This window comes from Pyrolobus fumarii 1A (genome assembly GCF_000223395.1).
Taxonomy (GTDB): domain Archaea; phylum Thermoproteota; class Thermoprotei_A; order Sulfolobales; family Pyrodictiaceae; genus Pyrolobus; species Pyrolobus fumarii.
Map to the genome: position 1 here is coordinate 1,186,857 of NC_015931.1, position 20,363 is coordinate 1,207,219.

The following is a 20,363-nucleotide window of genomic DNA, read 5'->3' on the forward strand; positions in this document are numbered from 1 at the left end:
CTAAGCCTAACCCTATGAAGAGTGGCTTAAACGAAGGTCTTACTGCTCCTGATGCTGGGGGAGCGTTGTCAGAGTGCAACCTCGTGATCGTGAAGACGGAGCTTGGCGCTGAGCGCATTGCTGCTAGCAGGATACGTGACCTGGACCCGCTAGCCAAGGTCGAGGCGGCACCTAGAGGGTTGCGCGGCATGGTTCTTGTGGAGCCGGGGGGCCTCAGCAAGGATGAGCTTGCGAGGCTGATAGAGGAGCGTGTACCCGAGGCAGGCCGCGTGATACAAGTCGATGCTTGTGTAAAGGCCGAGCTGGATGAGATGGCTCGTGTTGCAGCCGAGCTAGCCAAGACTAGGATATCGGCGTCGGAGACGTTCGCGGTTAGGACCACTAGGAGGGGGCGTCACCCATACACGAGTATAGACGTCAATGTAGTTGTGGGTGACGCAGTCCGGAAGGCGACCGGCGCCACTGTTAACCTGACGAGACCAGACAAGGTGGTCCTAGTAGAGATTATCCAGGATGAAGCCCTCATAGCGATAGTCCCGGGCTCGCTCTTCCACCGTAAGATGGGGCCGGGCAAGTACCCCCTCTACAAGCTATACCGGAAGATATCCCTCGTTCAGATGCCCTACCTAGGCCCTCTCGACGCTTGCCGCAACATGGGTGTGAGGATAGGCAGAGAGGTTCAGAACTTTGAGGTTGCCGAGCTAGTGATTGCGCCAGACGGGCCGGTTGACGCGCTACAACTCAAGACGTTCATAGAGGGCGTGTTAGAGGGTATTGAGTCGAGGTACGAGGTTCAGAGGAAGAGTTACGGCAGAGAGGCTCGCCGCGTGCCCGTCCTAGTCCAGGATATCTATCAGCTTGTTAGGGAGAGGCATGGGCGCGAGCCCATCATAGTATTGGAGCCGGAGGGCGAGCCCGTGACACGAGCCGCGTGGAAGCTATACGAGATGTTCCGTAACGCGCGGAGAGTGTCTGTACTCGTGGGGTCGCGGCGCGGGATACCGCTCGGCATCTACCGGTTTGCCGATCTAGTGATAGACATAGCGCCTGGTATAACACTGTCAACAGATTATGCAGCTGCAGCCGCGTTGATAGCCATAGGCACGGTGGTGCACGATCTATTTGCGCGTGAGAACCAACACTCTTAAACTGGGACCCTCTGGGTGATACGCGCGGTGCAGGGTTATTGTCGAAGCCGCGTGGATCGACCCTATCGAGTGCCCCGCCTGTCTCGTAGTAAGCAGGACGTTCACCCTCCGCAAGGCACGTATAAGCTACGAGAAGTACTCCGAGTTCCTCGCGGCTCTAGCTAGGCTTGTTGCCCAGGGTGGAAGAACGCGCGCTTTTGTAGAGAGCTTTGTATTGATTTACACGCTAGCTGGTTATAACAATCCCAACCAGGAAGTGAAGGAGAAGATTAACCGTGTGATGATTGAAGCAGCCCCTCTCCTTCTCGAGAGGCTGCCGAAAAACCCCAGATTAGCTCTTGAAGTCTCAGCGGCAGCTAACGCTGTTGACGTTGAGATGTTGGATTACAGGTTCTCTGGTTCCCTCCTTGAGGCCCTGAGCGAGAAGCCAGAGTACCGCTACACCAGCGCCGATGAGGTTGACGAGATTCTGTCTAGGGCTAAGCGCATAGCAATACTCCTCGATAATGCTGGCGAGGCTGTCGTCGACCTGATTGTTGCAGCTAGGCTGGTTGAACACGGGAAGAGTGTAACATTGTACGCCCGTAGCAAGCCCTACGAGACCGACGTTACGGTTGATGAGGTACGCGAGCTGCTTGGCGTACTCGGCTTGCAGCTGGAGGTTCGAGGCTCCGGCACACACTACCCGCCGCATCATCCCGCTTCTGAGGTCCGCAACGAGCTCGAGGAATACGACCTAGTGTTGGCAAAGGGCATTGCAAACTTTGAGACATTCCTTGAGGCACCGTTGAAGACTCAAACATTGTCCCTATTGCGGGCTAAGTGCTCACCACTAGCGAGGTTGTTCAATGTAGAGAAGGGCAAACCCATCATTGTGAACCCTCACCGCGTTCCTCTGCGACTCGCTGGCCGCGATTGACACCCACGTTTTAACAGCGAGTACTGCATCTAATACTGGGGATCAGCCCTGCCAGCTCTATGCCCTGCAGCCGAGACCTTGGAGAAGATGTTCAGGAGACTCGTAGATGTTCACGGGGTACGAGCCGAGTCTATCGGGAGGGTAAGGGATAAGCTCGAGACACTGCTCTGTAGCCCTCTCCCCGAGCCCGTTGTAATCGAGCTAGAGCCTATCGAGGCCCTTCTCGAGGCAATGGATAAAGATGAGCTTCTCGACTTCTCCCTTGCTCTGCTCAAGGCACAAGGGCTGTACATAGAGAGGCCACACATCCAAGTGGCGATAGTAGACTCTGAGACAGTCTACGACGCGACTATAAAGAAGCATGTACAGCAGTACACACTACGCATATACACGGGCGACCTCATAGTGGACCTACACTTCGAGTATAAGATGGGCGAGTCGAAATACACGATATGCTACGAGGTGTGGCAGCGCAACCCGCCACCCCAGTCACCGACGCTGCTACACAGCACATGCAAGTAAGCCCCGCACGATACAAAACCGGCACAGTAGCGGCTGATCCTTAGGGGCCGTGAAGAGGGGTCACGGGACCGAGCGGCACCGCGGCGCGATGAGGCTTACTGGTCCGGCAGGGATGCGGAGCCCCTACCTCACAATCACGACCGTTGCTGGCGCGAAAGCAGCTACCCACAGAGCCGAGGAGCCTATACTGACATCCTCTCTGCCGGTTACACCCTTAGCACCAACAACTATCACGTTAAAGCCCCTTTTCTCCGCCTCCTCGACTATCACGCTAGCCGGACTAGCAGCCGTTGGGACATACTTGCGGATCAACAGCTGTGCATCTACACCCTCCTCGTCTAGAATCCTCCTGACCTTTTCGACCAGTTGCTCCTCTGGATAGTCAGGTGGCAGGACTAGCAACACGGCTAGGCTCGCGTTGAGGCCGCGCGCCATCCTAGCAGCGAAGCGGAGCGCGTGTTCCGCGTGGATACTCTGGTCTACTGCGGCTAGGATGCGGAGCGTCAACCTACCCCCATGGCTCAGGATGTGTAGTGTGGGGAAAATAGGCTAGAGGAACTTCTTCAGCCCGAGTGTCTCGTCTGTCACACGTATAGTGTCCTCCGCCTTCTTGGCCAGCTTGAATATGGCGCGTATCGCGTCTATGTTCTCTGGCACTACTATCGACTCCTGGTGGACAGCCTGGATCCATACTATCTCGTCGCCGTTTACCGTTATGCTCTCGCGCCATATCACGAGCTCGGGTATGTCGTACCTCCTCCTGCCGAGGTCCCTGGCGAGCTCCACTAGGTCGGCAGTGGACTTTAGCCCTAGGCTAGCGTCAACTAGGATTATGCGTGGCGCTTCCTCAAACACTCTTATGACCTCCTCGCGTGTCGCGCTGCGCGCGAGCTTCGCGTATACGACATGGACGTGCATGAGCGTGGTTGGCACGACCACGGCCGCGGTCATTATGTCTAGATCCGGCACCACGGTCTTCACGTCAACGCCGTGGTGGCTTGGCAGCTTTGCCGGGTCGGGTACGATTGCGTTCACCGGGCCCCTCTTCACCTCCTTGGGGTCAGCAGCCCTCCTCACTATGGTTGCCCTCACCCACTTCAAGCCGAAAGCCTTGCGAAGCGTGCATAGTGCGCGTAGTAGGCCGGTAGTGTTGCACGAGACTACGCGTATGTACCTCTTGCCTAGAGCCTCCTCGTAGTTACAGAGCGTCGAGAAGGAGATGTCGGCCACGTCTGCCTTCTCGCCGCCCTGGAAGATGGCTGGCTTCCCCTTCTCGACGTAGAGCTTCTTGTACTCTGCGCCCTTACCGCCAGGAGTCGCATCGACGATGACATCCGCCTTCTCTATCATCTCCTCTATCGTCCCAGCCACCTTTATCCCGGCCTTCTCGAACTCCTCTATCTTGTCGGCTGGCACGTACAGGTTGTACCCGAGGATGCGCGTGGCTACGACGGCCGAGTAGTCGGGCCTCGTCTTCGAGACGCCGATGAGCCTCATGTCTGGTTGTCTCGTTACAGCCTCTGCAACACGCTTACCAATAGTACCGAAGCCGTTGATAGCCACGTTTACAACGGTCATGGCTTCACCACCCGTAGAACTTCGCCGCGGAGAGCTTTAGCGCTTCTATTCCGGGGAGGGGCTTCCCGCTGAGGTATAGCAGGAGCGCACCGCCACCACTACTGATGTGGTAGCGGGCAGCTGGTATACCCTCACTTCTTATCACGCGCCTGGCGACGCTAGCTAGGTGCCCACCGCCGAATATCACGTATGCACCGCTCTTCAGCGCGTACTCGACCAGCTCTTCGGTACCCGCCCTGAACCTCTCATCCTCCATCACGCCCATTGGGCCCCTCATCACGATAAGCTTGGCGCCCTCCATGCGCTCCTGGTAGAGCTTGACTGTCTCGGGGCCTATGTCCCTGATATAACCGCGTATAGGCTCGCCAACGTTGACCGTCTCGACTTCACCATCAATCTCGACCTTGAAGTCAACAGGAGTCACTATGACGTCCTTGTGAGCCTCTATTAGGCGCCGGGCCTTCTCGATAACAAGCTCGTTGACACCGGCGGATTTCAAGACCTCTACGTTCTTCTCGCCTATGTCGACGCCCTTCGCGTGTAAGAGGAGCGTTGCGAGCAACCCGCCAGTTAGTATGTAGTCGGCGACCTTCCTCTCTAGTAGCGCCTCGACAATCTTGACTGAGTCTGTTACCTTGCCGCCGCCTAGTACGAACACTTTTGGCGCGACACTCGGGTTGAAGATCTTGCTGAGCGCGTCCATCTCACGCTGTACTAGCCGGCCTGCTGCCGACGGGAGTAGCATCGGGAAGCCTACTATGCTGGGCTGGCTGCGGTGTATGGCAGCAAAAGCGTCGTTGATATAACCGTCGAAGAGGGGAGCTAGCCTCTTAACGAATATTGTCTTCGCGTGTTTCTCTGGTGGCGCTTCGATAACCTCCTCGGAGAGGAGCCTCGTGTTATCCAGCATTAGTATGGAGCCTGGCTCTAGCTTCTTAATGGCCTCGCGTGCAGCCGGACCGATAACGTCGTCCACGAACGCCACGTCAACACCAAGGAGTTTCGATAGTATGCTGGCGTGCTGCTCTAGCGTTATGAAGTCGCTCGAGCCTGGCTTACCCTGGTGCGATATGACGACTAGTGCAGCCCCCCTCTCTAGCAGCTCACGTAGCGTTGGAACGTGTGCCTCAATCCTGCTGTAGTCTATGATTTCGCCTGTCTGAGGGTTAACGGGGGAGTTGAAGTCTACACGTACAAGCAGTTTCTTACCCTTCAAGCCGCCCAGGTGATTCTCGAGATCCTCTATGAGAGGTAGTCTAGCAGCGCCCGAACCCAATTACTCCCCCGTGTTCATCGGGAATGCCCCTTCGTGGGAAGGATTAATTGGTATCCGTCGTTGGCTTCGCGAGCATACGGAGGCCAAGGAGCTCCGCTAATGCCCCGAGAGTCTCCCTATTGACGTTAAATGCGAGGATGTGCTGAGAACCTGGTATATCCAACACACAACTACACCCCGATAATCTCACGGTGGTTAGTGGTGTGGCTTCGCTAGACTCTACGCTACACTCACAGACATGTAGCGTAGATATGTCTGGGTCCAGGCGTACAACGTGGACCCTACCACGCCAATCGATTGCTCCACGTATCACCACGCTATTCTCGCGTGGATGTATTGCCACACTGGCTTCCTTCAAGAGCGAGAGCGGGGGCGTATGTAGGGCGTACACTGCTGTGCCATCGTCACGTATGTCTATGGGTTTGCCTATCCCTATGGGGGTTAGTGGCGCTAGTAGCGAGGCTGTTACAGCCGCCGTTACATCACTATCACACGTTAATGGTATATTGTCATATTCCTGCAGTAGTGTTGATGCGAGGTAGGCGCTAGTGTCTAGCCTGGAGTTTAGCTCGGCACAGTTAACGCTCAGCGCAACTGCATGGTTGTCACGCGCTATTTTCTTAAGCGCGACGTATAGCCTAGCAGCCTTTACAACCTCTTCCGTGCCAACCTCGAAGCGTATACCTCTAGACTCCAGTTGCTCGGCTATCTTCTCGGCCTTCTCCCTAGGCACTGCCTCTAGCCTGGCGACAACATCGTTAAGATCCATTTTTAGGATCGTTGAGTTTAGCTTCATACGCACCCTGCTCTCATTGACTGCACCGTAGAGGCTCCAAGGTACAACGCTGCCAATGTGTATGTAGGCGGCGCCTTTATGCCTACCAAGTACCTCTGCCGCGATCATGTAATTGTCTAGCACGTGTTTATCGCGTGGATATATGATTGGCTTTGAGACACCATAGCCGTCCTTACGGAGGGCCGTATAGGCCTCCAGAACGTCTGGCAACGCATCGCTAGACTCTAGGCTAACGAGTATGACGGGCCTCTCTGCCCTAACACCAATATTGTATATCAGTCTTGCCGTCCTCCCCGTAACCGCGACAATGAGTATAGCAGTATACCTCCTAGCTTCAACTTCGACTATCTCAACGTCGCTCAGACTGGTTACCACTGGCTTGTGTAGCCTCGATGGTAGCGACACTCTCTCTGCATACCCTGAGGCTATATTGTCGAGTACCTCGAGGGCTTCACGATAAGCGTTGGTATTGTAATCTGTGTTGGCAACTGCTATTGTGAGTAGCTGCGTCACTACCACTTACCCGTGCAAAACGTCTATGATACGCGACTAGATTAAAGGATGGGGGCAGTCTTAGCTAGTGGCGCCACGCGGGGGTGACGAAATACCCCGGGAACGAACTGATATGTGACGAAGTGGTCCTCTACTGACCCGCGGTGGTGTATCTACGCTCGCCGTGCCCCGCAGGCTACTCGAGGAATGGCTCTTCGAGGATGTCGGTAGAGGTGACCTTACTAGCACTGTTCTCGGCTTGAGGAGTGTTAAGGGCGTAGCTGAACTCTATGTGAGAGAGTCGTGCATAGTCGCGTGTAGCGAGGAGGCTGGGGAGGTATACAGGATAGCTGGTGCCGAAAACGTAGAGGTTCTCGTGGAGAGCGGTTCAATGGTTGAACCAGGTACTGTCGTTCTTCGAGCCGAGGGCCGTGGCGACGCGCTTCACGCAGCGTGGAGGGTAGCGCAGGTCATTGTTGCACTGTGTAGCGGTGTTGCGACGAAAACCTGGAGGATGGTTCGCAAGGCACGCGAGGCTAACCCGAAAATAGCGATAGTCACCACGAGGAAGGCACCGCCAGGGCTTCGCCCACTCTACTTCAAGGCTGTAATTGCAGGCGGAGGCATGCCGCACCGCGCGGGTCTCGACGATACAGTACTTCTCTTTGATAATCATTGGGTCTTGTTGCGTGGAGGATTTAGCGAGGCTCTCGAGCGGCTCCGAGCTTCGAATGTTGGAGCACTTAGAAGCTGGGGTGTTGAGGTTAGGAGTGTGGAGGAGGCGTTAGAGGCTATCGCGGCGGGTGCACAATTCATACAGTTTGAGAAGGTGAAGCCTGACCTTCTACGCCAGTTTGTTAGGGTGGTACGCGAGAAAGCACCGCATGTGAAGATAGGCGTTGCGGGTGGTATTGACGATCATAATGTCGCGGAGTACGCGGCTACCGGTGTGGACTTCATAGTGACGAGTGCACCTTACCATGCCAGCCCCGTTGACGTTGGCACCAGGATGAAGCGATTGGAGTAAGCGACTTTCATCTCCGCGTTTCATATGGGAACTTGAAAGTGTGCCGGCTTCCAGAGAAACGCGTCTCTTTCCTTTACTCGTTCCAGTTTGGCATGTTAACGTTCAGGAGCTGGTGTTTGTGGTGTGGCTCAGTGCTTTGGCCCATCCTCACCGGTATCGGTACCCCCCGCATGCTTATGGCTGCGGGGTTCTACATCATCGCCTGGTTTTCACGTGACGCTGAGGACTGGGTTTATTCCTAGCGTTCTGTCGTTGCTGGTCGTGGGTGTTAGAGTGCCGAGGGTGAAGAAGCGCCAGAGGAGCGAAGATGAGGGCAAGAAGGTGAAGTTCCTTGGACGCCATTTGATGCTCAAGGGCGAGTACGTCGACGATATACTGTCGGGGAGGAAGAAGGCTACGATACGACTGGGCATTGTTAAGCTGAAACACTCGGAGCTTATAGTCCATGGTGGAGGTAGGCCTGTTGCAAAGATACGCGTGACAAACGTCCGTTACAAGAAGGTCTCGGAGCTGACCGATGAGGATGCAGCCATAGACGGGTTTAGTAGTAGAGAGGAGCTCCTAGAGGCGCTTAGGAAGGCTTATGGGGAGGTGAAGCCCGACGACTATGTCACCATAATAGAGTTTGAGGTTATCCAGAGGCTAGACCAGCTTCCAGTCCAAGACCCCTACATGGGTCTTGAGCCAGCCGATATAGCTAGGCTGGCTCTGCGTTACCTCCAAGAGGAGTTCAACGAGGAGGATCGCAGAATACTCATGGAGCTAACACGTACCAATAGCATACGGGCCGTAGCGTATAGGCTCTACAAGGATCTGGGCAAACGGTGGCGGGTGAGAAGAGTACTACGCCGTGCATTGAGACTCCTAGTGGAGCGCGGATACCTGAGGGTTAAGAGCGCCCCAACGTTGGGTGAGAACGCGGGAGGTGAGTAGGTAAAAGTGACTAAATGGGTATTGAGGTGTACGAGGTGCGGGAGGACCTGGATACTTGAAGTCAGCTTCGACCTTGCCTCTATGGGCAAGTTGTACCACTTCTGTCCACACTGTAGGCGTAACGCGTTCCACGAGGTACTTCAAAGGATAGAAGACGATATCGATATACCCATAGATGGTAAGCATCAGCAAGGAGAATACTCTTCATCCACCAGTTAAAGGCGTCCGTAGACCGTCGTTTCATCACCCGTGATGAGACGGGGTACCTGAGAGGGTGATGAAACCTGTCTCAGCTGAGGAGCTTCTTAGCCTCTTGTAGATCCCGGATTAGCTTTGAAGGATTGCTCGTGCCTATCACGTCCGCTCCTAGAGCTACAAGTAGGGATGCGTAAAACCCGTCTTTTATGCCGCCAGACGCTTTAATCATCATGCCTCGCGGCTTGACTATCTTGGCTGCAAGAGCGACTTCCAGCGGCTCGACACCCCTAGAGAACCACCCTGTGTTCATCTTGACATAGTCTGGTCTATCCTCCTTATCCAGAGCCGCTATTGCCTCCAGTATCTCCTGGAGTGTTGATAAGTCTAGAAGCGAGGACTCGATTATCGCCTTGCTCTTCACTCCTACCTCTCTAGCTATCCTTGAGAGAGCGCGCACCTCGTTTATAACATAGTCTCTGTTGCCTTTCATCCACTGCCACACATTAACCACGAACTCAACCTCACCAGCGCCATGCGCTATTGCCTGCTCAACAGCCTTTACCTTTGGCTCGATGTGACTCGCCCCGCTCGGGAAGTCTATCACAACGGATATCAATACTCTACGCGATACACCCTCAAGCCATGTCAACATGGTGTGGAACACTGTTACTGCTCTCAGGCCTAGTTTCTCCGCCTCTTCTACAGCCTCTACGACTCTATGTGGTGTTGGGTCGCGAAGAATAGCATAGTCTATCCTCTTTGCGAGTTCCTCGGGGGAGAGGAGACGATACTCAAACCTCACTCTATGAAGTCACCAGTTTCTATCTTCTCTGGGATGTACTTAAAGGCTAGGAAGCGCAGGCCCTTGCCCGCAAGAGCCTCGATCTCTAGCTTAGCCTTCTTGCGCAGGAATATGTCGATCTCCTTCCTCCACTGTGGCGTCTGGAACCACTTGTAGTTGCGTAGCTCCTCGGCTCTCTTGATGTCAGCGTCTTTAGCCTTGATTATGAAGTTGCGTCTCTCAGTTTCTGTTAGGTACGGCTTTTTCCTCTCGTCGCCGAAGATGTCGGTCATGCTTACGCCGAGGAACCTGGCCTTTGGTGTTGCTAGGCGCTCGCTCTCGTACGAAAGGGTTATCGAGCCTATCTTGAAGACGCTGTAGATGTACCATCCGTAGGGGTCGGCATCGGTTAGTATGTACACTGGTAGGCCTAGCTCCTCGTTGAGTCTCCTGACGAATCTCCTTGTGGCGCGGTCTGGCTGACCGGCGCTTGTCACGAGTATAGCGCGGTACTTTCTCCAGAAGCCTATGCGGTGTAGCTGCTGGAATACAGCGTCTTTCTCTATTACTAGGACGAACTCTGCATCCACGTCCAGGAATTCTATGAGGTCTGGTGTTGGCTCGATAGCCCAGGCGCCGTGACCCATCTTGCTGAGGTCTATCACGTCGTTACCGCTCCTTATCCTCATGTTGCCTACGACTTTTCCCTTCTCCTTGCTGAGTATCAGCATCTCCTCTCTAAGCATCCCTGTGAATACCTCTATGTCGCGGATTACCGCGTCGGACTCCTTCTGCTCGTCCCATGTGTTCTCCTCGATTCTCCTCCCACGGTCATCGACGAAGACTATGGTGTGTTTACCACGGTAGTAGAGATCACGGATTGTTGGGTACTCGTCGTTAACGAGTGCCTCGTAGATTATCTTCGCCATCAGCATTGTCTGCATGAACTTCTTTGCCTCGTGTAGGTTGAAGAGGCTCCTTCTGAGCTTCTCTGGGCCTAGGAGCAGCATCTTCCTCTTCTCGTCGTATATTGTGTTTGATAGTGTACGCTTGGGTAGCACAAGGGTTGGATTCTCGCCCTTCTGTAGCTGGTCAAGTATCATCTTGAACCTCTCACGGAATACTTGGATTGCTCGCTTCCTTGCCTCTGCATCAACCTTGTCAATTACACGGTCGATGCTCATAGTGAGTCAGCCACCCCTCTAAGCTTCTATCTTCACCTTCGAAAGGTTTTTAACTTGTTGCTCGAACACTTGTAGCTCCTTGCCTTTCATGCGGCGCCGTAGAGTGTCTAGTAGCAGCCTCTGAACCTTATCCGGCGTTACGCCATCCTCTCCTAGTATAGTGGCTATGCTCTGAGCAACTTCGGGGATGTATCGGAGGAACGTTGATATCTTCTCGCGTAGCTCCTCCTCCCTACGCTTCTCTATCAGGTAATGTCTCAGTTTCCTAGCTGCCTCTTGAAGCGCGAGGTGTAGCTCCTCCTTTATCTCTTCGCGCTCTGCAACAGCCTCTTTGCTACCAACCTTCCATGGTATCTTTGTGCTACAGATGTGTGTGAGGACTACGAGTGGTGCTGGGAAGTTCACGCCGTAATGCTTCCAGTTGAACTCCTCGAGGACCTTCCACGCCACATCGGCCTTCTCGTCGTATATGAGCGGGATACGGTTGGCATAACGCAGTAGGAGCGGCTGCTCCCTAGGCTCTATCGCGCCACCGTAGGCTATGCCCACCTCGACTATGAAGGGGTGGCCGCCACTATGCATTCTCGGCTTCCTTGTCACCGCGACGACGAACTCCGGCTTGAGTATCGCTTTCAGGCCGGCTTCTATCAGCTCCGCGCCTATCGGTGCTAGCGCCTCGCTACTTGGTGCAGGGAACTTGTAGCTGCGTAGCGCCTTGTGGAGCCTCTCTATCTCCTCATCGGTTAGGCTCTGAGGTGGTTTGCTCGGGTCTATGCCTGCCAGTTTCAGCACGTTTAGTGCGCTCTTCTCGCCTACGCGTTGGAACGTGGAGATTAGGAACTCCTTGATGGTCCTTGCTGTTGTGCGTTTAAGTAGCATCTGTAGCTCGCCTTTCTCGAGGCTTGCTGGGTGAGGCTTCACCTCCTTGGGCGGCCTTGGCATCTTCTCCACTATGCGTGGATAGTGGTGTATCGTTCCATCAGGTTCGATGAACACTATGTCAGCGTAAGGCGTGACTATTGCGAGCATCTCGAAGTACTTTAGTATCCTGCTTCTCGCGTACGACCAGTTACACCTGATCCTCGCCCTAATCCTGGTGCCGTGCCACTTGGTGCTCTTCCTCCACGAGCCCAGAGCGTAGATAGCTGGCTCGTTCGTCGAGAGGTCGATAGAGAACTTGACATAGTAGACGCGTTCCGAGTCGAGCGGCGAGCTGTAAGCCTCTATGGGCGATCCCGTGGTGCTGAGCGCATATACAGTCACAGCCTTAGCGCCAAGACCGAACTGGCCCCTTGACTGTCTGATCTTGAACTTAGACGTGACTAGTGGCTTGCCGAGAGCCTCCGCTATCTTCTGCGGCGGGATACCTATACCATTGTCCTCCACGGTCACCGTGCATATACTCTTGTCCTTCTCGTCCTGCTCTATGATTACGGTGACGTTGGGAAGTATACCGTAAAGGTCGGTGGCGTCCAGCGCGTTCTCAACATACTCTCGTATAGTCTGGTAGAGTGCTCTAGCAGGGTTCTCGAAACCCCAGAGCTGCTTCTCCTTGTAGAGGAACTCTGCAACAGTAATCTGTTTAAGCTCGTGATCCACGCGTTGACGTGTCCTGGTTGGAGGTAAGTTCCATCACCTCCCCGCGAGTGGCGCGTGACCTTTTTAAAGAGCCTCCATGCGCCCCCTAATTAACCTTAGACCATTGCAATCGTCACAAGATAGCTTCTAGTGTCTTCTCCCATGGTGCGGCGGGATGATGGGCTGGCATAGGGGTCTATCCCCCATACTCTCCACGATGATCCTGCTAAGCGCGGCGCTACTAGCTGGCATCGTGCTATACACGTACTTCTCCTCGACGATAACCGGCATGGTGAACACGCCGAACCCAGTGATAGAACAGGCTACGTACTACCCGCAGGTTGACATGCTATACGTCAAGGTAAGGAACTATGGTGGCGCACCTGTTCCGCTAAACGAGTCGCGACTTATCATAGTCGGCAAGGGCGCCGAGTGCACCTGCGCCATAGTATGTAGCTCTACGAGCACCCCCAGCGGCAGCTATACAATACCGCCATCCGGCACATTGACGCTCAAAGTCTTTGTCTCTAGCGGCACTGGCACAACAAGCATCCCAGAGTGTAACATCACCTGCACTGGCGACCTAGCCGCCTGCACAACCGCACTACAAAATAGCGTCGGGTACGTTGGCCTCGTCTACACCTACGCCGGCACCGAGCAAATGACGCAACTAGCGTCCGTCACACTAGGCTAACGGGTGGGTATCATGGTTGCGGGCGCCACCCCCTCCGAGCTCGTTTTTACGAAAAGCGTTCAGTGCAACTACGAGTGCCCAACCATTTACGCCTACACATTGGGCCTCGCGAAGGTACGCATAGTATCCTGTGGACACCGACTCTTCTATTGTGTCGACGAGCCGAGCTTGAGCAGAGAAGATGAGAGGCTTGTCAGCGAGATAGCCCGTAGGAGCATAGTCGCCGGCCTAGAGGTGATACCAAGCGACCCAGAGTCTCTCCGAAAACTAGCATCGAAGCTTGGAGTGCCGTACCCTATACTCGCAAGGAAGCTACCGATACTGAAGTACTATGTCGAGAAGGCTGTGAGCGGATACGGACCCCTCTACCCGCTCATCCGTGACCCGGAGGTGGAGGAGATAGCTATTGATGGACCAGGGAGAGCCGTAAGCGTGGTACACCGCCGCTTTGAAGTAGGCTGGATGAGCACAAACATAGTACTCAGCGAAGAAGAGCTCGACGTTCTCGTTATGTACCTGGCTAGGAGGATCGGGAAACCTGTGAGCATAGCACACCCCTATGCTGAAGGCCTGACGCCAGAGGGGCACCGAGTAGCCCTGACCTTCGCCAAGGAGGTTAGCAGGCTTGGCAGTAGCGTAGTTATCCGCAAGCATTTGGAGAAGCCGCTCTCCGCCATACAACTGATAGAGCAGGGCATCGCGACAGAGTTGCTAATGGCGTATCTCTGGATGCTAGTGGATCACGGTAAGTCCGTGCTGATAGTCGGGCCCACGGCATCCGGGAAGACAACACTACTGCAGGCCATACTAGGCCTCATACCGAGCTACAAGAGGATAGTGACTATAGAAGATACGCCAGAGTTCAACCTCTTTGACCGACCGCACTGGGATAGCCTTGTAGCACGGCACAGCTACTCTAAGGACGTGGAAGACGTTACCCTCGAGAAGCTTGCGAAGTTCGCGCTTCGGAGGAGGCCAGATGTCCTGGTTATAGGCGAGATTAGGGGTGTCGAGGCTGAGGTTTTCCTTCAGGCGGCTGCAACCGGCCACGCTGCTCTAGCAACAATGCATGCCGATAGTGCACGCTCTGCTATCGACCGTCTGAAGGGTATGGGTGTTCCAGACTACCTGCTAGACGCGCTCGACTCTATTGTCGTTGTTAAAAGGATTCGGAGAGGCGATTCACAGGTACGTAGGGTAGTAGAGGTTGTAGAGTATATCGACGGTTCTCTAGTCAACGTGTTCCAGTGGAACCCGCGTGACGACCTACTAACACCAACGTCGATAGTGGAGGTTGTTAAGCGCTCTAGGGTACTCCGTAGGATAGCTGATGCTGAGGGTACTGGTGAAGAGGCTCTACGCGAGGAGCTAGAGCGTCTCGTAAGACTCTTGAGGCGGCTACGTGAAGAGGGGGTTTATGAGTTTAAGGACGTGTACAGAAGGATAGACGAGATCTTTAACGTCTATGTTGCTGGTGAGTTCATTGCCACTACTCCTGCGCCTACTGGTAAGTGAGGAGGACCTCATACCACTGCTTCTAGGGTTCACCGCTGTCAACGGCGACCTACGATTGTACACGCAGTATCTGTCAAGCTTATGTCACAATGGTAGGGGAGGGTCACGCAGGGTAGCCTGCAGGTTCCTAGAGCACATGGCTACCGTCAAGGAGCCTCTCCTCGCTCTCGAGAAGCTATCGAAGGAGCTTGGCGGAAGCGGAGCACTACTCAACGAGATTGTGAGGTCTCTACGGCTTGGTGTAGAGCCTGCCGAAGTTGCAGAGAGACTCGTTGAGAGGATAATAGCGAGGGTGCGAGCAAAAGCCGAGCTAGTCGACGATATAGCCAAGGCAATGCTAGAGGTACTGGCCCTAGTCTCTACCGTACTGACATTCTCTATACTCATGAGTGGTTTTCTTCTTGGCGGCGGCGCGGGTATCCAACTAGCAGCGTTTATACTAGCCGGTATAGTGGGCCTAGCCGCAATGTTCACACCAAGCGTCGTGAGACTCAGCGCTCCGCGGGTACCTCGCATTGTAACTGTAACAACGATAGCGTCTATGATTTCGGGGGTCTATTCCATCTACGCTCATAGTCTTCTGGCAGCCCTGATTTCCACAGTTCTAAGCCTCCCTGCAATACTATACACGGCGAGGTGGTGGAGACAAACACGCAGTGTAGCCTCGATAGCCGTTGGGATAGCAGAGTCGCTACAAATGGGTAGAGGTATACCACCATTAGGAGCCGGCGACCCAAGCCTAACCTACAGTATACTCATGGGTTCGAAGTACAGCGTGTACAGCAACCTAGGCGAGCTTCTAGTTGACATGCTGAGGCTCATCCCGCAAGAGGGCAGCGTGACGGCAGCGAAGCTGCTTCGGAGTTTTACAGAGTTCGCGGCCAGGTACTTAGAGTTGGTGAAAACAGCATTGACTAAGAGCATAGTCTACGAGACTATAGTTGTCATCGCAATGCCATTGTTAGCGCTATTGGCGAAACAGGTGCTGGGGGTGATGAACACCGCAACAGTAGCAAACGCGCCGATACCGCTCCTAAGGACGGGGCTACACGGTGGAAAAGAACTAAGTATGATGTTGTTACCAGCCGTGGCCTATCCCTTAGCAACCTCAAAGATAGGGAGAGGGACCCCGCTACTACCCCTGCTGCACTGGCTACCCTCCCTTCTCGCCGTCGTCCTCCTTTAACCCGAGTATTCTCGGTATACTCTTCTCGTATGGCTTTGTAGCTATACCACGCTCGGTTATGATTGCTGTCACGAGCTCCGGAGGTGTAACGTCAAACGCTGGATTTAGCACGCGAACTTCTGGCACGGTTATTACAACCTTGCCAACCACCGTCCTAACCTCGTCCGGATCCCTCTCTTCGATCGGAATGCTTGGCCCGCGTAGCCGCGGGTCAATAGTGGAAGTTGGCGCGACTACATAGAACGGTACACCATGCCGATTTGCGAGCACGGCTATCGTGTACGTGCCTATCTTGTTAGCCACGTAGCCATCAAGCGTTATCCTATCAGCACCTACGAACACCTTATCAACAAGACCCTTTGACATTACATACCCAACCATGTTGTCGGTTATGAGTGTCACGTCAATACCCTCCTTTACAAGCTCCCAGACCGTAAGCCTAGCTCCTTGCAACAGAGGCCTTGTCTCGGTAGCAATGACGCGTATCCTCTTGCCCTCCTCTACAGCTGCACGTATAACACCCAGGGCGGTACCATAACCTGCAGTCGCCAAGGCGCCAGTATTACAGTGTGTGAGTATCGTGTCACCATCCTGTATGAGCTTCGCGCCTATCTCTCCCATCCGAATGTTAGCCTCGATATCCTCAAGCATGATGCGCTTAGCCTCTTCGATCACAGCATTCCTAACATCATCCACGCTACTGGATTCGCTAGCGGCTCTCCTAGCACGCTCTAAAACACGGTCAATAGCCCAGAAGAGGTTGTAGGCTGTAGGCCTAGTCTCGCGAAGCACGTTAGCAGCCTCTTCAAGGTCCTTTAGAAGCTCCCCGACGTTACTAGCCTTAGAGTGGAAAGCTGCTAGGGCAAGACCGAGTGCCGCGGCAACGCCTATGGCTGGCGCACCACGTATCTCCATGTCACGTATAGCCTTGGCTAGCCTCCTGTAATCCCTCGTCTCCCTGTAAACCTCCTCCCAGGGTATAAGGCGGACATCAAGCCAGCGTACACGACCATCGTCAAGCCACTCTATGGGGCGTATGCGTAGCCTGGAGGCAAGCTTCTCAAGCTTCTTGTCAAGCTCCAAAAGAGCCCTACACCCCACCTAGAGCTACTAGGGCCGCTGAGTAATGAGTTGCAAGCCCCTCGTGCAGGTGGATCCCAAGACGCTAACCGGGAGCATAAAGGAGTGCGCCGAGTCACTCGGCCGCGTAGTGGTGCTTGTACCGGAGGGGCGTAGACTCCATCCAGTAGAGGTCGCCTACATACTCTACCGCGACGCTGCAGTGGTAAAGATAGGCGAGAAGAGTGTCACATTCCGCGAGTTCATGACGTTGTATTCCCGCATAAACCCGATGGCTTTGCCCTTCTTCGAGGTCTACTACGAGCTTAGGAGGCGGGGTAAGCTCCCAATTCCAGGCCCTCGCGAAAACACACTTGTGTTGATAAGATCAAGGAGAAACCCTAAACAGACACACTATATACTCGTCGTTGAAGAAGGACGGCCAGTTCCAATTAAACTACTTCAGAGTTTTGTAGAAGAGGCTCGCCATCGAGGCTTGGAGCCTGTACTAGCTATAGTGGATCGCTACGGCGACGTAACATTCTATACGCCTATGGTCTTCCACCCCGCCGAGAGGCCACGGGAGCTGGAGGAGAGCCTTGAAGCCCAAGATTAACCTCGATCCTCTTCGAGGATTCCGAGATATACTCGCGCCAGACTCTGAGGAGTTAACCGCGCTAGCCACTACCTTCAAGAGGTTGGCAAGAAGGCACGGCTATCGCGAGGTCATACCGCCAACTCTCGAGAGGTTCGAGCTTTTCGCGTTGAAATCCGGCGAGGAGATAAGGAGGAGCATGTACGTTTTTCGCGATAAGGCTGGCCGCGAGGTAGCAATGAGGCCAGAGGCTACAGCGAGCATCGCAAGGATATACCTTCGCCATCTCCGTGCCCAGCCTAAACCGGTAAGACTCTATTATGTCGTCAACTGCTTCCGATACGAGGAGCCACAGTACGCTAGGTACCGCGAGTTCTACCAGGCAGGTGTCGAGCTTATAGGCGAGCAGTCGCCCACCGGCGACATAGAGGTAGCTGCCCTACTCTACCGCTTCTATGAGAAGATTGGGATGAACAAGCATATTGAGGTGCTAGCCGGTACGACCGGAGTGTACCGCGCACTCTTCGAGAAGTACAGAGTGCCCGAGGAGAAGCAGGACCACATACTCCACCTTATGGACAAGAAGGAGTACGATAAGGCCAGGTTAGAGCTAGAGAGTGTAAACAACGAGCTAGCAGAGATTGCTTCAAAGCTATGGGACATTGGCGACATAGATACAGAGGGTAGGTTCCGTGAGGCTCACAGTCTCTTAGAGAGTGTTGAGCCTCGAGCAGCCGAGGCACTTGAACATCTAAGGTTCTTCGCAGAGAGCCTTGCGAATCTCGGCGCTAAGATACGCACCGACCTAAGCTTCGCACGAGGCTTGGCATACTACACGGGCATAATATTCGAGGTGAAGGTGCCAGGCTTTCCTGTTAGCATTGCAGGTGGAGGGAGATACGACACACTCATAGAGCTCTACGGCGGCGAGCATATGCCGGCCACGGGCTTCGCAATAGGCTTGGATCGTACACTCATAGCGGCAAAAGAGGTTGGTATAGACTTGCGTCTGGAGCCCGAGCCGGCACCGAGAGTAGCGATAGTCTACTTGGAGCGCGGTGTGCTACCCTATGCTATCCGGGTACAGGGTATGCTGGTAGAATGGGGGATGGAGGCTAGCATCTATGGTGAGAAGAAGCTCGGCCGGCTCTTGCCGAGGCTCGCGGAGGAGGGATACCGTTACGCCGTGATACTCGGGAAGAGAGAGGCTGAGCGTGGAGTAGCGGCAGTCCGAGACCTCTCCACGAGAAGACAAGTGGAGGTTAGCCTCGAGAAGCTCCCGTTGACGTTGCTAGGGTGGGCCTAGAAAGGTTGTCACAACTACTCATCGTGGCACGCGAAGCTTCTTAAGGGCGGCTATGTGTGCACGGGTTTAACGGGTGCTTCTTCAATGGCTGTTAAGCTCCAGAGGGTTAGCGAGTACGAATGGGTCATACCCAAAGGCGCAAAGCCGTGCATGAGAGTACCGGCTGTGATCTTTGCCGACGAATACCTCCTCAAGAAGATGCAGCAGGATCTAACCCTAGAGCAAGCGGCTAACGTGGCCTGCCTCCCCGGCATACAAGTAGCCAGTTACGTGATGCCGGACGGCCACCAGGGTTATGGCTTCCCCATTGGCGGCGTGGCAGGCATGGCGATTGACGAGGATGGCGTTATCAGCCCGGGTGGCGTCGGCTACGATATCAACTGTGGTGTAAGGCTTCTCCGTACAAACCTCGACTACAACGAGGTTAAGCCGAAACTCAAGGAGCTCATCCAGGAGCTGTACAGGAACGTGCCTAGCGGCCTAGGCAAGAGCGGCAAGATACACTTGAGCATCCAGGAGCTTAACAAGGTGCTCGACGAGGGCGTAATGTGGGCTGTACAGCGCGGCTACGGCTGGGCTGACGACCCGGAGCACATCGAGGAGCGAGGCAGCTGGACACTAGCAGACTCCTCGAAGGTAAGCCAGAGGGCCAAGCAGCGTGGAGCCCCCCAGCTAGGCACCCTTGGCAGCGGCAACCACTTCCTAGAAGTGCAGGTTGTTGACGAGATATACGACCCACAGATTGCCAAGGTACTTGGCATAGAGCGTGTAGGCCAAGTTATGGTCATGATACACACTGGTAGCCGTGGTCTAGGCCACCAAGTTGCAAGCGACTACCTCATGATAATGGAGAGGGCTATGAGGAAGTATGGCATCCGCCCACCAGACCGCGAGCTAGCCAGCGTCCCATTCTCTAGCAGGGAGGCCCAAGACTACCTTAGGGCGATGGCTGCCGCCGCCAACTACGCATGGACCAACAGGCAGCTAATCACGCACTGGGTGCGCGAGAGCTTCCGCAGAGTGCTACACGTTGATCCCGACAAGCTAGACCTACACATCATATATGATGTGGCCCACAACATCGCAAAGATAGAGGAGCACGAGGTCGACGGGAAGAGGATGAAGCTGGTCGTACACAGGAAGGGCGCGACCAGAGCATTCCCACCAGGCCATCCAGAGATACCCAAGGATCACAGGGAGATTGGCCAGGTGGTCCTCATACCAGGTAGCATGGGCACACCGAGCTTCGTGATGGTCGGCATCCCGGAGGGTAAGAGGACCTGGTACTCTGCTCCACACGGCTCTGGCCGCTGGATGAGCCGCGAAGCGGCAGTCAGAACCTACAGGCCAGCTGAGGTTGTCGAGCAGCTAGCCAGGCAGGGTATAGTGGTTATGGCCGCTAACAGGAGGGTCATCGCAGAGGAGGCTCCTGGCGCCTACAAGCCAAGCGAGCGTGTGGTTCGCGTCGCACACGCTGTCAAGATTGCTAAGCTCGTTGTCAAGCTACGCCCGATTGGTGTAGTCAAGGGCTAAACCCCACATTATTTTAGGAGTGCATCGCACGTATCACATGCTT

Annotated in this window: 20 protein-coding genes; 12 read left to right on the top strand and 8 right to left on the bottom strand. The window is 54.6% G+C overall.

Features of this window, described 5'->3' with window-relative positions; genetic code table 11:
- Window positions 1–65 precede the first annotated feature (65 nt).
- From PYRFU_RS06275 to PYRFU_RS06285, 3 genes are all read left to right on the top strand, one after another.
- Complete coding sequence (locus PYRFU_RS06275; RefSeq protein ID WP_014026817.1) at window positions 66–1,148, top strand: SPOUT family RNA methylase; 1,083 nt, start codon at window positions 66–68, stop codon at window positions 1,146–1,148.
- A 121-nt stretch (window positions 1,149–1,269) separates the two neighbouring features.
- Window positions 1,270–2,067, top strand: a complete 798-nt coding sequence (locus PYRFU_RS06280; RefSeq protein WP_341871677.1) for an ARMT1-like domain-containing protein — start codon at window positions 1,270–1,272, stop codon at window positions 2,065–2,067.
- Between the two features lie 78 nt (window positions 2,068–2,145).
- Window positions 2,146–2,589 (top strand): hypothetical protein, encoded by a 444-nt coding sequence (locus PYRFU_RS06285; RefSeq protein ID WP_048191762.1) that lies wholly within the window; start codon window positions 2,146–2,148, stop codon window positions 2,587–2,589.
- 123 nt (window positions 2,590–2,712) lie between these two features.
- Here the strand turns inward: PYRFU_RS06285 and PYRFU_RS06290 are convergent, their stop codons facing one another.
- Genes PYRFU_RS06290 through PYRFU_RS06305 form a run of 4 tightly spaced genes read right to left on the bottom strand, consistent with a single transcriptional unit; the run spans window position 2,713 to window position 6,752 of the window.
- Entirely contained in the window at window positions 2,713–3,096 is a 384-nt protein-coding gene (locus PYRFU_RS06290) for a universal stress protein (RefSeq protein WP_014026820.1), read from the bottom strand.
- Between the two features lie 42 nt (window positions 3,097–3,138).
- Window positions 3,139–4,167, bottom strand: coding sequence for a type II glyceraldehyde-3-phosphate dehydrogenase (locus tag PYRFU_RS06295; protein WP_014026821.1), 1,029 nt, complete (start codon window positions 4,165–4,167; stop codon window positions 3,139–3,141).
- Between the two features lie 4 nt (window positions 4,168–4,171).
- The gene (locus tag PYRFU_RS06300; RefSeq protein WP_014026822.1) at window positions 4,172–5,443 is read right to left on the bottom strand and encodes a phosphoglycerate kinase; all 1,272 of its coding nucleotides are present in this window, start codon (window positions 5,441–5,443) and stop codon (window positions 4,172–4,174) included.
- 43 nt (window positions 5,444–5,486) lie between these two features.
- Window positions 5,487–6,752, bottom strand: a complete 1,266-nt coding sequence (locus PYRFU_RS06305; RefSeq protein WP_048191765.1) for a hypothetical protein — start codon at window positions 6,750–6,752, stop codon at window positions 5,487–5,489.
- 163 nt (window positions 6,753–6,915) lie between these two features.
- Between PYRFU_RS06305 and modD the strand changes: the two genes are divergently transcribed.
- The 3 genes from modD to PYRFU_RS10240 all read left to right on the top strand — a co-directional run bounded on the left by modD (window position 6,916) and on the right by PYRFU_RS10240 (window position 8,910).
- Window positions 6,916–7,758: a ModD protein gene (gene modD / locus PYRFU_RS06310; protein WP_014026824.1), complete on the top strand. Its 843-nt coding sequence runs from the start codon at window positions 6,916–6,918 to the stop codon at window positions 7,756–7,758.
- Window positions 7,759–8,031: 273 nt separating this feature from the next.
- Window positions 8,032–8,691 (top strand): ASCH domain-containing protein, encoded by a 660-nt coding sequence (locus PYRFU_RS06315; protein WP_341871665.1) that lies wholly within the window; start codon window positions 8,032–8,034, stop codon window positions 8,689–8,691.
- A 21-nt stretch (window positions 8,692–8,712) separates the two neighbouring features.
- Entirely contained in the window at window positions 8,713–8,910 is a 198-nt protein-coding gene (locus PYRFU_RS10240; RefSeq protein WP_244403833.1) for a hypothetical protein, read from the top strand.
- 70 nt (window positions 8,911–8,980) lie between these two features.
- Here the strand turns inward: PYRFU_RS10240 and PYRFU_RS06320 are convergent, their stop codons facing one another.
- From PYRFU_RS06320 to PYRFU_RS06330, 3 genes are read right to left on the bottom strand one after another with little or no spacing between them, the layout of a single operon-like run.
- Window positions 8,981–9,691, bottom strand: coding sequence for a deoxyribose-phosphate aldolase (locus PYRFU_RS06320; RefSeq protein WP_014026828.1), 711 nt, complete (start codon window positions 9,689–9,691; stop codon window positions 8,981–8,983).
- Entirely contained in the window at window positions 9,688–10,854 is a 1,167-nt protein-coding gene (locus tag PYRFU_RS06325) for a DNA topoisomerase IV subunit A (RefSeq protein WP_014026829.1), read from the bottom strand. The genes PYRFU_RS06320 and PYRFU_RS06325 overlap by 4 nt, the downstream gene beginning before the upstream one ends.
- An 18-nt stretch (window positions 10,855–10,872) precedes the next feature.
- Window positions 10,873–12,453, bottom strand: a complete 1,581-nt coding sequence (locus PYRFU_RS06330; RefSeq protein WP_014026830.1) for a DNA topoisomerase VI subunit B — start codon at window positions 12,451–12,453, stop codon at window positions 10,873–10,875.
- Window positions 12,454–12,607: 154 nt separating this feature from the next.
- Here PYRFU_RS06330 and PYRFU_RS06335 point away from each other — a divergent pair, with 154 nt between their 5' ends.
- From PYRFU_RS06335 to PYRFU_RS06345, 3 genes are read left to right on the top strand one after another with little or no spacing between them, the layout of a single operon-like run.
- A complete protein-coding gene (locus tag PYRFU_RS06335; RefSeq protein WP_048191766.1) occupies window positions 12,608–13,126 on the top strand; it encodes a hypothetical protein in 519 nt (172 codons plus the stop codon).
- A gap of 12 nt (window positions 13,127–13,138) precedes the next feature.
- Window positions 13,139–14,641, top strand: a complete 1,503-nt coding sequence (locus tag PYRFU_RS06340; RefSeq protein ID WP_014026832.1) for a type II/IV secretion system ATPase subunit — start codon at window positions 13,139–13,141, stop codon at window positions 14,639–14,641.
- Window positions 14,610–15,827, top strand: a complete 1,218-nt coding sequence (locus PYRFU_RS06345) for a hypothetical protein (protein WP_014026833.1) — start codon at window positions 14,610–14,612, stop codon at window positions 15,825–15,827. Before PYRFU_RS06340 ends, PYRFU_RS06345 begins: the two co-directional genes overlap by 32 nt.
- On the opposite strand, the gene mtnA is transcribed toward PYRFU_RS06345, so the two are convergent.
- The gene (mtnA, locus tag PYRFU_RS06350; RefSeq protein ID WP_014026834.1) at window positions 15,795–16,910 is read right to left on the bottom strand and encodes an S-methyl-5-thioribose-1-phosphate isomerase; all 1,116 of its coding nucleotides are present in this window, start codon (window positions 16,908–16,910) and stop codon (window positions 15,795–15,797) included. The genes PYRFU_RS06345 and mtnA overlap by 33 nt on opposite strands.
- Window positions 16,911–16,953: 43 nt before the next feature.
- Here mtnA and PYRFU_RS06355 point away from each other — a divergent pair, with 43 nt between their 5' ends.
- The 3 genes from PYRFU_RS06355 (at window position 16,954) to PYRFU_RS06365 (ending at window position 20,320) form a co-directional block, all read left to right on the top strand.
- Complete coding sequence (locus PYRFU_RS06355; protein WP_014026835.1) at window positions 16,954–17,502, top strand: tRNA intron endonuclease catalytic domain-containing protein; 549 nt, start codon at window positions 16,954–16,956, stop codon at window positions 17,500–17,502.
- Window positions 17,486–18,787, top strand: coding sequence for a histidine--tRNA ligase (gene hisS / locus PYRFU_RS06360; protein WP_014026836.1), 1,302 nt, complete (start codon window positions 17,486–17,488; stop codon window positions 18,785–18,787). The genes PYRFU_RS06355 and hisS overlap by 17 nt, the downstream gene beginning before the upstream one ends.
- An 84-nt stretch (window positions 18,788–18,871) precedes the next feature.
- Complete coding sequence (locus PYRFU_RS06365; protein ID WP_048191768.1) at window positions 18,872–20,320, top strand: RtcB family protein; 1,449 nt, start codon at window positions 18,872–18,874, stop codon at window positions 20,318–20,320.
- The last annotated feature ends 43 nt before the right edge of the window (window positions 20,321–20,363 follow it).